This window comes from Candidatus Thiothrix phosphatis (assembly GCF_035668035.1).
In the GTDB taxonomy this organism is placed as follows: Bacteria; Pseudomonadota; Gammaproteobacteria; order Thiotrichales; family Thiotrichaceae; genus Thiothrix; species Thiothrix phosphatis.
On sequence record NZ_JAYMYJ010000112.1, the window covers coordinates 134,064 to 148,512 of the forward strand.

Annotated in this window: 10 protein-coding genes; 4 read left to right on the forward strand and 6 right to left on the reverse strand. The window is 54.9% G+C overall.

Annotated elements, in window-relative coordinates:
- Window positions 1–32: 32 nt before the first annotated feature.
- The 6 genes from VSS37_RS12270 to VSS37_RS12295 all read right to left on the reverse strand — a co-directional run bounded on the left by VSS37_RS12270 (window position 33) and on the right by VSS37_RS12295 (window position 10,565).
- On the reverse strand, window positions 33–722 hold the full coding sequence (locus VSS37_RS12270) for a cell division protein ZipA (RefSeq protein WP_324695628.1): 690 nt from the start codon (window positions 720–722) through the stop codon (window positions 33–35).
- A 35-nt stretch (window positions 723–757) separates the two neighbouring features.
- On the reverse strand, window positions 758–4,246 hold the full coding sequence (gene smc / locus VSS37_RS12275; RefSeq protein WP_324695629.1) for a chromosome segregation protein SMC: 3,489 nt from the start codon (window positions 4,244–4,246) through the stop codon (window positions 758–760).
- 42 nt (window positions 4,247–4,288) lie between these two features.
- Entirely contained in the window at window positions 4,289–4,810 is a 522-nt protein-coding gene (locus VSS37_RS12280; protein ID WP_324695631.1) for a PIN domain-containing protein, read from the reverse strand.
- The gene (locus VSS37_RS12285; RefSeq protein ID WP_324695632.1) at window positions 4,807–5,130 is read right to left on the reverse strand and encodes a type II toxin-antitoxin system Phd/YefM family antitoxin; all 324 of its coding nucleotides are present in this window, start codon (window positions 5,128–5,130) and stop codon (window positions 4,807–4,809) included. The genes VSS37_RS12280 and VSS37_RS12285 overlap by 4 nt, the downstream gene beginning before the upstream one ends.
- A 76-nt stretch (window positions 5,131–5,206) precedes the next feature.
- Window positions 5,207–9,781, reverse strand: a complete 4,575-nt coding sequence (locus VSS37_RS12290; RefSeq protein ID WP_324695633.1) for a PDDEXK-like endonuclease domain-containing protein — start codon at window positions 9,779–9,781, stop codon at window positions 5,207–5,209.
- Between the two features lie 220 nt (window positions 9,782–10,001).
- Window positions 10,002–10,565 (reverse strand): Uma2 family endonuclease, encoded by a 564-nt coding sequence (locus tag VSS37_RS12295; RefSeq protein ID WP_324695634.1) that lies wholly within the window; start codon window positions 10,563–10,565, stop codon window positions 10,002–10,004.
- Between the two features lie 149 nt (window positions 10,566–10,714).
- On the opposite strand from VSS37_RS12295, the gene queF reads away from it, so the two are divergent.
- The 4 genes from queF to VSS37_RS12315 all read left to right on the forward strand — a co-directional run bounded on the left by queF (window position 10,715) and on the right by VSS37_RS12315 (window position 14,440).
- Window positions 10,715–11,104, forward strand: coding sequence for a preQ(1) synthase (gene queF / locus VSS37_RS12300; RefSeq protein WP_324695636.1), 390 nt, complete (start codon window positions 10,715–10,717; stop codon window positions 11,102–11,104).
- A gap of 76 nt (window positions 11,105–11,180) precedes the next feature.
- Window positions 11,181–11,804 (forward strand): peptidylprolyl isomerase, encoded by a 624-nt coding sequence (locus VSS37_RS12305; RefSeq protein ID WP_375339143.1) that lies wholly within the window; start codon window positions 11,181–11,183, stop codon window positions 11,802–11,804.
- Between the two features lie 198 nt (window positions 11,805–12,002).
- Window positions 12,003–13,478: a circularly permuted type 2 ATP-grasp protein gene (locus tag VSS37_RS12310; RefSeq protein ID WP_324695637.1), complete on the forward strand. Its 1,476-nt coding sequence runs from the start codon at window positions 12,003–12,005 to the stop codon at window positions 13,476–13,478.
- On the forward strand, window positions 13,478–14,440 hold the full coding sequence (locus VSS37_RS12315) for an alpha-E domain-containing protein (protein WP_324695639.1): 963 nt from the start codon (window positions 13,478–13,480) through the stop codon (window positions 14,438–14,440). The genes VSS37_RS12310 and VSS37_RS12315 overlap by 1 nt, the downstream gene beginning before the upstream one ends.
- Window positions 14,441–14,449: the final 9 nt, after the last annotated feature.

The following is a 14,449-nucleotide window of genomic DNA, read 5'->3' on the forward strand; positions in this document are numbered from 1 at the left end:
CGCCCTTTTCCATTGTGCAACTGCCATCCCTATTAGGCCGCCAATGCCAGCAAATCAGCGCGGGTATTGGCGGTTAACGGCTGCTGGTTTTGGTCTTTCAACACCCCGTTCAAGTCAGCTGTCAGGCGTTCAGCCGTGCGCAGGAAGTCATGAATGGCGTCACTGTCATCAATCGGGCTAGGCAGGTTCAGGATCATGGAAAGCCCTGGCGTTGTTTGGGCGACCAGCGCTTCCGGTTCCAGCGTCCAGGGTTTGACGCCATTGGCGACGCTGAACAGGCTGGCTTCGCCTTTGTTGGTCAGCACCATGCGGTGGAAGATGTCCATGTCGCCGAACCGCAGGCCAGCGTTATCCAGGGCGTTTAACACGGCTTTGCCGGAAAATCCGGAGTCTATATCGGCGGCGATAAACAATACCAGCTGGGGAGGCAACGCCACCGGCTCCCTGGTGGGATGGGCGGCTGCCTCCCCGGCAGGTTTTCCGGCCACGCCCGACATCATGACATCGGAAAGGTCGCGCGCATTCGGGGAAGGGCGTTTGCCATCCCGCGCCGGTGCGTCTTCCAGTACGCTGGACAGTTCATCGCCGCCCGCATTGCGCAGCGAGGGGACGCTTTCATCCCGTTTTTGTGGCAGGTTGCGGCGGGAAATCCGGCTGATGACGTAAATTCCCACCAGGGCCGCCAACCCCAGCACCATAATGATCAGGCTAACCAGTTCCATTAAAGAATCCTTTAATCCTTACCTCGTTGTCGTTTTCATCCATTGGCCAGCCGGACGGCTTCCGCCACGTCAACTGACACCAACCGTGAGACACCCGCTTCACGCATGGTAACACCGATTAAACTATCAGCAAGCTCCATGGTGGTCTTATTGTGGGTAATGAAAATGAATTGTACCTGTTCCGACATGTGCCTTACCAGTTCACAAAAGCGCCCGACATTGGCTTCATCCAAGGGCGCATCCACCTCATCCAGCATGCAGAACGGGGCTGGGTTCAATTCGAAGATGGCGAACACCAGTGCCACGGCAGTCAGGGCCTTTTCACCGCCGGACAATAAATAAATGGAGGAAATGCGTTTGCCGGGCGGGCGCGCCATGATCGCCACCCCCGTTGTCAGCAGGTCGTCGCCGGTCATGTCCAGATAGCATTCGCCGCCACCGAACAGGCGCGGGAACATGTCGCGCAGGCGGCTGTTGACTTGGTCGAAGGTGTCCTTGAAACGGGCGCGGGTTTCGCGGTCGATCTTGCGGATGGCGTTTTCCAGCGTGTCCAGCGCCGCTGTCAGATCCTCGTGTTGCTGGTCAAGGTATTGCTTGCGTTCGCTTTGCTCGCGGAATTCGTCGATGGCGGCGAGGTTGATCGCGCCCAGGCGCTGGATATTGCGCTGGATGGTTTCCAGTTGCTGTAGCAGGGTTTCCAGGTTGGCATCATCATGCAGTTCAGCGCGCAAGGCGTCCGCGTCATATTCGGTTTTGGCAAATTGTTCGGCTACGGTCTGTTCGCGCACCTGCACGGCTTGCCATTCCAGCTTGCGGTTTTCCTGCTCGGCGCGGGTCTGTTCGGCCAGCCGTTCAGCTTGCAGGCGTTCATGTTCATGGCTGCGGATGTCGGCTTCCTGCGCCTGCACGGCTTGGCGGGCTTGGGTGAGGCGCAACTCGACTGCGGCGCGGCGCTCCAACGCCGTTTCCAGTTCGGCTTGCAGCTCGGCGGCGGGGTCATCCTGCGTGTGGATCTGCTCCAGCAGGGCGTCGCGTTGCTGTTCCAGCAATTCGAGGCGGCTGGTGATGCGTCCGAGCTGGCGCTGGCTGTTGTCGCGTTGCTGGCGGTTGGTTTCGATGTCGAGGCGGATGTCCTGCGCTTCGTCCCGCCATTCCTGTTGCTGGCGGCGGGCGGTGGCGACCGCTTGCTGCAAGGTTTCGCGGGCGGCGGCGAGCCGGTCACGGGCGTGCTGGGCGGCTTCTAGCTCTGCCAGTGCGGCATTGCGGCTTTCGGTGGCGATCAGGTGGTCTTCTTCCTGTTGCATCCGTTGGGCTTCGAGCTCTTCGTGCTCGGCTTCCACTTGCTGGCGGCGGGAATGCAACTGGTCAATGCGCTGGCGCAGGGCGTGCATCCGGCTGCGCTGTTCGGATTCCGCGCGATGCAGGCGGTTGGCGTCGGCCTGCACCTGTTGGCGCTGCTGTTCGTCGGTGTGGATGGACGCGTGCAGGGCGGCGGCGTGTTCCTGCAATCCGGCAAGGCTGGTTTCCAGCGCAGCGAGCTGGCCGCGCAAGTCTCCGATTTCCTGCTGGCGTTGCAACACACCGCTGCGGGTGTCATGGCGGCGACGGCTGCGCAGCCAGTTGGGGCCGAGCCAAAGGCCGTCGCGGGTGATGATGGATTCGCCCGCTGGCAGGCGGCGGCGCTGGCGGAGGGCGTCTTCCAGGGTTTCGGCGCAATGGATAGTGGCCAGCAGCGGCAACACGGCGGCGGGCTGGCGGATTTTGCTGGCGAGCGTTGTCGGGCTGGGTTCCTGTTGGCTGCCAGTGTTTTCCAGCAGGCTGACGCCGGAGCCGGGAAACTCGGGGAATGCGCGCAGCGTGTCCAGGCAAACCGCATCCAAGTCGTCGCCCAGCACGGTTTCCACCGCCGTTTCCCAGCCGCTTTCCACCCGCAGTTGTTCGGCCAGGCGCGGGTTGGCGTCAAGCCCCTGGCTTTGCAGCCATTGGCTGCGCGCCTTGTTGGCTTTGTCGAGGCCGGATTGTTGCAGGGTTTCCAGCGAGGCGAGGCGGCCTTGCAGGGATTGGCGGCGGGAACGCGCCTGGTCAAGCTGCGCCTGCGCGTCACTGTGTTCCTGCCGCCGCCGGTTGAGCGTTTCCGTAATGGCGGCAAGTTGTCCCTCAGCATGGGCGCGGGCGGCTTCTGCTTCGGCAAGCTGGGCTTCCAGCAGTTGCGAGTCTTCAACGAAGCGGCTAGTGGACAGGCTGGCGTTTTCCTGCCGTAGGCGTTCAAGGCGCTGGACGGTTTGCTGCAACTGGCGTTCGAGCTGCTCCATGCGGGCTTTTTCGACCTGCGCCTGCCGGGTGGGTTCGGCGACGCGCTGTTGGCTGGCGTGCCATTGCTCCTGCCAATCGTTGAGCCGGTCTTCGGCGTCGAACAGGCGCTCTTCCGCCATGCCGAGCTGTGCGCTGAGTTCCGCTTCGCGCGGTTCGAGGTCGGCGAGGGTTTGTTCGGCTTCCTCCAGTTTGTCGCGGTCTTCCCCGGCGTCGCGCAGGGTTTCCTCAAGGCTTTGCTCAAGGTTGCGCAGGGTTTCCTGCTGGCGGCGCTGGATGTCGCGTTGGTGGCGGATGCTTTGTTCGAGGCGGGCGATGTCGGAACCGGCCTGATAGTATTCGCCCTGCACCGTGTTGAGGGCTTCGTTGGCGTTGGTGTATTGGGCGCGTAACGCTTCAATGGCGGCTTCCAACTGGCGTATCTGGGCGACTTGCGCCTGGTGGCCCGTGGCGCGTTGGCTGAGGTCGAGCAGGCGTGCGGCACCGTCATGCTTGAGCTGATCCCATTGCCGCAGCAGGGCGCTGGCCTCAAGCCTGCGTTCTTCTGCGCGCAGTTCACGGAAACGCTGGGCGGCCTTGGCCTGTTTGTCGAGGCGCTCCAGTTGCTTGTCGACTTCTTCGCGCAGGTCGGTGAGGCGTTCGAGGTTTTCGCGGGTGTGCGCCATGCGGTTTTCGGTTTCGCGGCGGCGTTCCTTATAGCGGGAAATGCCAGCGGCTTCTTCCAGCGTGGTGCGCAACTCTTCCGGCTTGGCTTCGATCAGGCGCGAAATCATGCCTTGTTCAATGATGGCGTAACTGCGCGGCCCCAGGCCAGTGCCGAGGAATATGTCGGTGATGTCGCGGCGGCGGCATTTGGAGCCGTTGAGGAAATATTTGGAGTCGCCATCGCGGCTGACTTGGCGCTTGACCGAGATTTCGGCGTATTGGGCGTATTCGCCGCCGAGCGCGCCGTCAGCGTTGTCGAACACCAGTTCAACCGACGCCAGCCCGATCGGTTTGCGGGAGGAGGAGCCGTTGAAAATGACGTCTTCCATCGATGCGCCGCGCAGGTTTTTGGCGGACGTTTCACCCATCACCCAGCGCACCGCGTCAATGGTGTTGGATTTGCCACAGCCGTTCGGGCCGAGAATGCCGGTCAGGTTGCTGCGGAAATCCAGGGTGACGGGGTCGACGAAACTCTTGAATCCGGCAATGCGGATTTTGCTCAGGCGCACAGGTCAGGTTCTTTTTGCCATTGATAATCGGGGAGGGTGATTCTACTTGAGGGTATTGGGGGAATGCCAGTGGGTTATTGGGTTGTGCAGACGGGTCATGAAATCGCTTTCCAGCCTAGCAGATACACGGAACCCCATGGCCTTGACCTGTTCCAGCATCAAGATTGCATCTTGTCCAGTGATGTGGGTGCGCCGATGGTTCAATAGCAGCACACCCAGCAAGCCGATAATCTTTAGGCCCATGTTTTTGGCGGCTTTGCGTGCTTTTTTTTCATCCACCAGCAATATCATCTGGTGTTCGTCGGCCAGCGCAATCGCTTCGGCTTCACCGTGACCCAGCGTGCCATCAAGCAGGGCCAGTAGTTCATGGCGGGTCGTGGCGGCAATGCTGACTAATGGGTGCGCCAGAATCAGGCTTGCCACACCATCCTCCTTGGCCTGTATTTCTGTGGCTACCCGGTGGGGGATGACGATTTGCTGGAACAGGTTGGCCAACAAGTCCAAGCGCTTTAGCTTGCCAACCATGATCAGGCTGCTGCTGTCACTAATGACCGCAGTTGTCATGACAGCTTTTCCAGCGTATCCAATTCATCTTCCAGGTCATAATCCAACACAGGGATGCCCAGTATTGACAGCAGTTTGGCGGTGTCGGAGACGGATTTGTCCAGTGCCCGCGCCAATTGGCCGAGGGAGATGCCGCCATCGGCAAAAGCGCGGGTGAAAAGCCAGGTTTTTAGCCCAAGATCAAACATCGGGTTTTCCAGCGATGTTGCCAGTGCGAATGGCTTCCCACGTTTGGAAATCAGCAGGTAATCGCCGGACTCAACCGTTTTGGTGAGCACGGCAGGGTTGGTTTTGAGTTCCTTGATGCCTACGGTTTGCATGTTGCCTCCAAGTGCCCCTTAATGTGGGAACTTGGGTGAATATATCATGAAATGCCACTTTACTTGGGCAGATCATTCAAAAATCGGCAAATTCTGCTTGGACAATTGGATTTTTCTGTTTTGTTACATTTTTGGTGTGGCGTGATGTCGCCGCTTTTTTCTGTTGTTGCTCTATTTCCCGCTCATGTTCCCATTCTTGGCGGATTGTTTCTGCTGATCGGCGAATGTCTTGGATGACTGCCTGATCGCCAATTGTACCTGCCGACATGCCCAAATTGCTGATGCCAAGTTTTTCGATGCCGAGTTCGTTGAGTTTGGTGAATACTGCCTGCATGGCTCTTTCAGGGTAACGGTAATAAAGGCTGCCGCGAATGCGTACAAACGTCCAACCCAAACGCTCCAATATGGTTTGCCGTTCAATGTCCTGTTGCAGATTGTCAGGTGTATGGTATTTGTCTCCATCACACTCAATTGCCAGCCGACAGTTTTGGCCTTCAACTACTATGTCGATACGGTATGCACCCACTTGCCACTGGGTTTTGACGCGATAACCAGCATTTACCAAGTCAGCCAACACTGCTTTTTCAAATGGGGAGTCAGTGCGTTGTCCCTCCACTTCGACTTCACGCATCAAGGCTTGTGGATCACGGACATGCTGGATAAGCCGTCGTCTGATGTCATCCGATTTCAAATGGTTTTCCGGGTCAAGGGAATGGATCAGCCATAGCTGATTGCGCGCTCGGCTGACGGCTACGTTGTAGCGTTTTTTATACATATCGTTTTTGCCGAATCCCATCATATTCAGAACCCCATCATCTGGAGGGCTATCGACCATGGACAAAAAGATCACATCACGTTCATCGCCCTGAAATTGGGCAGGGTTGCCGCACAGAACCTTATGTTTGTTGTACAAATCCAATTCAAGGCGGTGCCGCAATATGTTGTCGATGTATTCACTTTGCTCGCTACCCAACAAGGTGATGGCACCAAAAGTGGTGGTCTGCCCGCTGTCATTACGTGCGTAGGTCGGATGATGGATACAGGCAATGATTAGCGAGGCGATGGTTTCTGCCTCAATATGGTTGATTTTTCCATTGTCATTGCGAGCACCCTCAACCCGATGCGAAATAAGCGCTGGCCGTAGTGGCGAAGACAATGGTTCCCGCAAGGGACGGATTTTATTATGGTAAGACAAGTGATTGCTGAACTGAATAATCTCTGGTACACAACGGAAATGTTCTTTCAGCGAGATGACTCCACCAAAGGCAGTTTCAGCAAGGTCATAGACAGATGTCTGCCCATCATAAAGGTGCTTATTGGGGATTTCCAATAAATCTGTATCAATCAATTTCTGGATGCTATCAAGTTGTTGGCCAATTGCATCAGGAGTGACCTGCTCCTTATCTCCCACAACGACGTGCTCTTTTCCCAAATATAGGGCAGCGAGAGCCATCATGTCACTTTGGCTAGACTCATCGATGATAACGACGTCAAAACGGGTATCGCGAGGATCAAAGCTTTCATAGACACGGTTCAGCGGCATGATCCAGACAGGAACGGCTTTACGTGCCGATAAAAGTAAATTACGGGCTTCCTTCAATAGGGTGGGGACACGTTTTCCTTTTCCTTTACCAATTTTCCTTACAATTCCGACGAAACCCATCAGGGCTTGTCGGGTAGATAAGTGCGTCCGTTCACCTTGTGCCGCCCATGTTTCTTGCTCAATAATTTTGGCGGCTAGCTGGGCAATTTCGCGTTCAGCCCCATCAAGTTGCTGCTGCAAATCAGGGATTGAAACAGCGGCGCGCTTCTCGAGAGCTTGTTGAAGTTGCAACCAATGCCAAGCTGTCGCAGCGCTGCCCGGTGGTGTGGCTTGATTGTGAGGGGGCATCCGTAGCCAGATAGCTTTTGCCCAATCCGGGGCAGTGGCATGCAATTTTTCCAGTAAGGAAGAGCGTTGTTGATAGATTTCCTTCAAGCCTTCGAGTTGTGCCAGTTGTTTCCACAGGTTTTCATAGCTATCAGCATCCCATGACTGTTGTGCATTGACGAGATCACTGGCTATCTCGCTTTGAGGGAACTGGCTAAGGTAGGTTGCCTGCCTCTCAATGTGTCTGGATAACTCAGATTGTTGCAACAAGGCGGCTCTGGCGGTAAACAAGCTGGCAAGTTTGTCTGTCGTTGCCAGTTTGATACGTTCCAGTTCACCATACTGTGTGTGCACGATTGGGTTGGATTCCAGCCATTTCTCCCAATGGAAACCGGCTGCTTCAATTTCCCCTTGCAAGGGTTCCCAGACATCGAGTCGCCAGTTGAGGTGCTTACGGATGGGTTCAATATAGTTGGGTGCTGTCAGTTCGGGACGTGAACCCAACGTTGTAAATTCTGCCCCGCCAGCTTGTGCGACTGTGTGTTGCCAGTATTTTGCGAGGGTTCTGTACTGTTGTTGTAGATGCGCCTTTGCCCTGAGCGAATGGAATTCTTCAATGGTTGCTGGCTTATTCTGGTTGGTTTTGCATTGTTCAATGAGATCAAACCAAGCGGATTTACCGAATTTGGTGAATATTCCGGTGAGTTTTTTCCCCTGTTCCAGATGCGTGATAATTGCATCCAGAATAGCGACATTGCACTCTGCTGGGATTTCAGGGGCATGTTGGATCAGGAGTGGATGTGCTTTGTTGGCCTGATCCGCTAGGTCTTCTATCGTTTGCAGCAATGTTTCCCATATCTCCCGATAGCCACCGCCAGACCAGCCTGCGAACAGTACATCTTGTAACCATTTGTCCTTAGTGTTGAGTGTCGTGACACTCTCCTGGATTTGCTGTTGTATTTGCCGAAGCTGGTTATAGGGTACAGATTGGGCGTTGATCCATAAGTCAGGGTTGTGCTGTGCTGTATGTTGTGCAATCAGGTCGCGTTTCGTGGTGAGGGTGCGGAAGTCAGCTGCTGATACCAGTGTTTCATGTGCCGGTTGTTTAACTGAGAGTTGCTCCTCTGCTTTTGGGGGCAGTTGTTGGTTGGTGGCATAGAGGGCTGTTATTTCAGTGTCAGATAGTGGGCAAAACGGGTGTTCATGGATAGTGCCGGGAATCCAGCCATCCCGGTCGGTGAATTCCTTGACGGTTTGAGCTGCCTTGATGGGGATATAGGCATTGCCAGCAACCACAATTTCTTCAATTTCGCTATAGCGTGCGTTACGGATTTGTTGTTGTAAGTGCTGCTGTTTATTGAGTAACTCTTGCCGCCGTTGGCGTAGCTGTGCTGCATCACGACGTAGGGCAGAGGCATCAAGCCCAGATAATTTGTCAGCAATCTCCTGCGCAGATTGGCTGAGTTGCGTTTGGCTTTCAGCGTCACTGTCCAAAACGCTGAGGCATAGTGGTTGGATTGCCGGGTCAAGTTTATCCCGTAAAACCCGTAACGCTTTACTGGTGTGGGAGCATACAAGGACAGTTTTTCCTTGTGATAGCAGGTAGCCGATCAGGTTGGCAATGGTATGTGTCTTGCCTGTTCCTGGTGGCCCCTGCACCAAAACAGAGTGTGCTCGATTGAGCCGGTCAGCAATGGCATATTGTTCTGCATTGGCTGGCTTGCTAAATAAAATGTCATTGGTTCGATTAAGTGTGGCATGGGATTGATTGTTAGGTTGATTTGTATCAGGAAAGGGTTGAACGTCATCTTCAATGCCAATAATGCGTTTCAGGCCTGTGGAAGGTTTGGCATTGGGGTTTTGTAGATCTTCCAGAATGTTTTCCAAAATCTGGCTCAGGCCTTGGTTGCGTTTGCGAAGGAGTAAACATGGGGCTGGATAAATGACAGGGTGCTGAAATGTATTGGTTTCCGGTTGCTGGGCGTGGAACTCGCCTTTTATAAACAAACCTTGAGCCGCCCGCTGTAAGAAGCCTTCGGTGGCGGAGATTTCTCCTAATGGTTCGATGGAAGAGTTTTCCAACTCCTGCGATAAGGCCGCAATGCTTTTTCCGTCAATATCAGGAATGTCGCGTAACAGTGCCTTGTATAATTCTGTGTTGTCGATCCCAGAATGGAACGTGAATTCTGGTTTGGAAGTATCGAATTTTAGCTCCAGACGCTGTAGCAGTATGGGGTGATGGATGCTTTGTTCGGGGATATGCAACATGCCAGATCCCAGTATCAGCTCAATTTGATCGCCTTCTTTTTGTAGGCGTGACCATATGCCATGTATCCGCTCGAATAGTTGGTAGGTGTCAACGGCGGGTTGTTCGGCCTGAACCCACTGATTGCGCTGCGCATTCCAGATGGAGAAGGTATCTGTTCGCTTTGGGTCATCTTCAAACTTAACGGTAAGTGTGGTCTGGTCAGCTTGCTGAATGTTCCGGCTAAATAGGGGTTCTGGTATGTTTTTAATGGAGTCCCAGCCAGATGGTAGCCAGTCTTTCAGAATGGCAGGAGGGGGCGGGCATGAGGTCAATTTAGGACGTTGGATACTAATGAGTGCTTCAGCGCCACCATTTCCTTGGTTGATGACAATGTTAGGGTGTTTAGGCCAAGAAGATACTAACTGAAAGCCATCTTGGTAGTCTGTGGTGTTTTTGGGGCACTGGTTCCTTAGCTCATTATAGTTTTTTAGAAAACCAAAGAGTTGTAGCAGCTGGCTATTGGTTCTGTTCATGGTTCTGACTGGCTTTTTACAAAAGTGGTTAAATAGCCATCTATCCTGTTTCAGGGGCCACACAGATAGGTTTCCCTGTCTTGTGGCCTGTTCCTAACTATAGGCAGAAGGGAATTCGATAAATTTTTACTTTATTTGCAGGGTAATTCAGTGATCAGGAGCACAAAATTTTAATAGCGTGCTAAATTTTAGGCCTCTGTTTAAGACAAATGGATTTTGCCTACTCCCCCCAGAACACATACCCCAGGTCAATTTCCCCTGCCGCAAACGGTGGTATGCGCATTCCCCGGAAGTGCTCAGGTTGGCCACACTCCGCCGAAAACACCACATGGTAATGTTCCCCCACCAGTTGGTAAGCGATCAGCGTATGGTCTTCCGGCGAAATCACCCAGTAATAGGGAACCTGGTGACGTTGCAGCGCCATGAAATTGGTGAACAGGTCTTTGCGTTCATGCCCCGGTGAGGTGATTTCACATACCCAGTCGGGCAGGAGCGCCACTATGCCGCTGGGGCGGGCGGGCGCACGTTCCTTGCGCCATCCGGCAAGGTCGTGGGTCGGGCAGTGGTGTTCGTGATAGCGGACGCTGATTTCGGTCATGATCCACCAGCCACCAACACCGCTTTTGCGCTTGAAGGGCTGGACTTCATCCGATAGGCCGGATTGCACCATGGCGTGTTCCGCGCGCGCCATCGGGCGTTTGATGAGTTCACCGTTCACCAGCTCCGTGCGTTCATCAGTGGCATTCAGCAAATCGGCGACGGTTTTCAGTTGTAGGGCTTCCATCAGTTTGGCTCCGGCGGTGGCTGGCTTGAGGGGAAAACATCCTGAGTATAACGGAATCCATGGGGCTGCTGGACAAACCCCGTACTCGTGATATAAACCTGCACTTTTTAACATCCGCCCGACTGTTTATCGGGTCACAAGGAGCGACCATGTCCACACATCCCAGCAAGGATCTCGAAACTTTCCCCAACCCGAACCCGCAGCGTGATTACACCATCCGCATTGACGCGCCGGAATTTACCTGCATCTGCCCCAAGACCGGGCAGCCGGATTTCGCCCAGTTCAAGCTGGAATATGTGCCGGACCAGAAATGCGTGGAGTTGAAGGCGCTGAAACTCTACCTGTGGAGCTACCGTGAGGAAGGCGCTTTCCACGAAGCCGTCACCAACAAGATTCTGGAGGATCTGGCGGTAGCCACTGAGCCGCGCTTTATGCGCCTGACCGGGGTGTGGAATGTGCGGGGCGGCATTTACACCACCGTGGTGGTGGAGCACCGCAAGGCGGGCTGGCAGCCTGCCCCCAAAATAGAGCTGCCGTAATTGCTTGGAAAAAAGCCGGGGCGCGCGGTATGATGCGCAGCTTCTGCACACAAGCAATAACAAGGGGCGCACACCAATGAAACACCTGATTACGTTTATTTTTGCACTGATGCTTGGTCTTGTCGGCGTTACGGTTGGCAATGCCGATGAAAAGGCGGCTGACAAGGCTGATGGGCAGTCAACATCTGGAGGTAACATGTCCACTATTCTGATCGAAACCAACAAAGGCGATATCAAGGTTGAACTGGACGCCGCCAAGGCGCCGAAAACCGTGGCGAACATCCTGGCCTATGTCAATGAAGGCTTTTACGATGGCACCATTTTCCATCGCGTGATCCCTGGCTTCATGATTCAGGGCGGAGGCATGACGTCTGACATGCGTGAAAAGGCCGACAAGCGCCCGCCGATTGAAAACGAGGCTGACAATGGCCTGAAAAATGATCGCGGCACGCTTGCCATGGCGCGCACCAACGACCCGCATTCCGCTTCCTCGCAGTTTTTCATCAATGTGAAGGACAACGACTTCCTGAACTTCCGCTCCAAAACGCCGCAGGGCTGGGGCTACGCAGTGTTCGGCAAAGTCGTGGAAGGCATGGATGTGGTTGATGCCATTGTGGGCGTCAAGACTGGCAACTCCGGTTTCCACCAAGATGTGCCGGTTGAGCCTGTCATCATGACCAAGGTCTCCGTCGTCAAGTAAGTCCCCCTGCATCCCCCTCCGGTTTGGGGGGGATGCCGCATCCCGGGTGCATGAAATTTTTTTCTCCCTGAATCAAATAACTATTAGAACGGAATGCAATAGGCGGCCGGTTGCAGGCACGTATATTGCAGTGCAACCTCAAGAGCAACACCGTTGGTCGGTGTCGTTGTTCAACCGCATGACCGCCTGGATATAAACATGAAACAAGAATGGAATGTCTACAACCCTGGGACTTTTTACGATGAGTTGGTTGCAGCCCAGCACCAGCCTCGCAAAGCCAGTTATAAGCTGGTTGATTTCCTTAGGAATCTCACTCGGAATCGTTTCAGCCAATGTGTACGTGAATCGGAGGCCGTCATCCGTGAAATGGGGATTACGTTCACCGTTTACAGTGATGCAGGCAATATTGACCGTGCTTGGCCGTTTGACATCATTCCCCGCGTCATTCCAGGTACGGAATGGGATCGCACCGAAACGGGGCTTAAGCAACGCATCCGTGCACTGAATATGTTCATCCAGGATGTCTACAATGGTGGGCAGGCCATTAAGGATGGCGTCATTCCTGAAGATGTGGTGATGCAATCCAAAGGTTACCGGGAAGCCTGTGTCGGCATTACGCCTCCTCATGGGGTGTGGGCCAACATTTGCGGCTCCGATCTGGTGCGTCACAGCGATGGGGTCATGTACGTGTTGGAAGACAACCTACGGGTGCCTTCCGGTGTCGCCTACATGCTGGAAAACCGCAACATCACCAAACGGGTGATCCCAGAAATCTTCAATTTGTTGCCGGTGCGGGTCGTGCGCGATTACCCCAGCCATTTGTATGAAATGCTGGCTTCCCTGCGCCCCGAACTGGAGCAGCCGACCATTGCGCTGCTGACGCCGGGCATTTACAACTCGGCCTATTTCGAGCATGCATTCCTCGCCCAGCAAGCCGGCCTGGTGCTGCTGGAGGGCGCGGATCTGGTGGTCGGCAAGGACGATTACGTCTATATGAAAACCATCAACGGGCTGGAGCGCGTTGATGTGATCTATCGCCGTATCGATGATGAATTCATTGATCCGGAAGTGTTCCGGGAGGATTCCATCCTCGGGATTCCCGGCATTATGCGCGCCTGGAAAAAGGGCAAGGTCGCCATCGCCAATGCGCCAGGATGTGGCGTGGCGGATGACAAGGTCATTTACGCCTATGTGCCCGACATGATCCGTTATTACCTTGGCGAGGAGCCTAGCCTGCCGAATGTGCCGACCTGGGTGTGCCGCCGTCCGGAAGACCGCGAATACGTGCTGGATCACCTGCCGGAACTGGTGGTGAAGCCTGCCAATGAATCCGGCGGTTACGGGATGCTGGTCGGCCCGCATTCCACGGCGGAGAAGGTGGAGGAATTCCGCAAGCTGATCCAGGAAAACCCCAACAACTATATCGCCCAGCCTACCCTGAGCCTGTCGGTCACGCCGACCGTCACCGACAAGGGCATTGCGCCGCGTCATCTGGACTTGCGCCCGTTCATCCTCAGTGGCAAGGACATCTACGTGACGCCCGGTGGCCTGACCCGGGTCGCACTGGTGGAAGGCTCGCTGGTGGTGAATTCCTCGCAGGGTGGCGGCAGCAAGGATACCTGGATAGTCGATGAATATGGCACGGAAGAATATGAAGAAGGGGAGGACGAATAATGCTGTCCCGAGTTGCTGAACGTGTTTACTGGATGGCGCGCTATTTGGAGCGCACCGAAAATACCGCCCGCCTGATCAATGTGTACAGCTCCATGCTGCTGGATTTGCCGGGGCGCATGGAAATCAACTGGTATACGCTGATCCGCCTGTTCAACGCCGATCACGCCTTCCGCGAACGCTACGGGCGGGTGACGGAAGAAAACATCATGCGTTTCCTGATCGCCGACCGTGACAACCCGGCGTCAGTGGTGAGTTCATTGCTCAATGTGCGCGAAAATGTGCGCACCTCGCTGGATTTGTTGCCGGATGAAATCTGGCAGCAGGTCAATCAGGCGCATATCCAAATGAACGCTGCCCTGGATCTGATTGACAAGCGGCATGACCGGCAGAATGTGCTGCGGGCGATGCAACAGGCAGGCCAGTGCATTCGTGGCACGCTTGACAGCCACATGAGCCGTGACAACACCTTCGATTTCATGCAGATCGGCAGACATCTGGAACGCGCCGACATGACCAGCCGCATTTTGGAAATGGCTTCCATGCTGCTGTCCGAGCAGCGCAGTGACAATATGCGCAAGTATGAAGGCATCCTGTGGACCAACCTGTTGCAGGCTCTGAGTGCGCGGCAGATGTATGTGCGGCATATCCATGCACGGGTGGATGGTGCACGGGTGCTGAATTTCCTGCTGACCGACAAGGTGTTTCCTGGATCGATCGGCTATTCACTGGCGGCGATGGCACGGCGCATGCAGTACCTGCCTGACCCGGAACTGCCGATGACAATGGCACAACGCATTTTCGAGCATCTGGGTGAGCAGGATCTCAGCACTATTCCTGCCAATCAGGTGCATCCTCTGATGGATTATTTGCAGAGTGAACTGGGGCAGTTGCATGGCGAAATCGCCAAAACCTGGTTTTACCCCGACTACGACGCGCATCCGGCGCCGCAAGCACAAGGATAAGAGCCAGCA

Bases quoted from the DNA above. Each gene is read 5' to 3' on its own strand.
- VSS37_RS12270 (WP_324695628.1), bottom strand. From the start codon at position 722: ATGGAACTGGTTAGCCTGATCATTATGGTGCTGGGGTTGGCGGCCCTG.
- VSS37_RS12280 (WP_324695631.1), bottom strand. From the start codon at position 4,810: ATGACAACTGCGGTCATTAGTGACAGCAGCAGCCTGATCATGGTTGGC.
- VSS37_RS12285 (WP_324695632.1), bottom strand. From the start codon at position 5,130: ATGCAAACCGTAGGCATCAAGGAACTCAAAACCAACCCTGCCGTGCTC.
- VSS37_RS12290 (WP_324695633.1), bottom strand. From the start codon at position 9,781: ATGAACAGAACCAATAGCCAGCTGCTACAACTCTTTGGTTTTCTAAAA.
- VSS37_RS12295 (WP_324695634.1), bottom strand. From the start codon at position 10,565: ATGGAAGCCCTACAACTGAAAACCGTCGCCGATTTGCTGAATGCCACT.
- queF (WP_324695636.1), top strand. From the start codon at position 10,715: ATGTCCACACATCCCAGCAAGGATCTCGAAACTTTCCCCAACCCGAAC.
- VSS37_RS12305 (WP_375339143.1), top strand. From the start codon at position 11,181: ATGAAACACCTGATTACGTTTATTTTTGCACTGATGCTTGGTCTTGTC.
- VSS37_RS12310 (WP_324695637.1), top strand. From the start codon at position 12,003: ATGAAACAAGAATGGAATGTCTACAACCCTGGGACTTTTTACGATGAG.
- VSS37_RS12315 (WP_324695639.1), top strand. From the start codon at position 13,478: ATGCTGTCCCGAGTTGCTGAACGTGTTTACTGGATGGCGCGCTATTTG.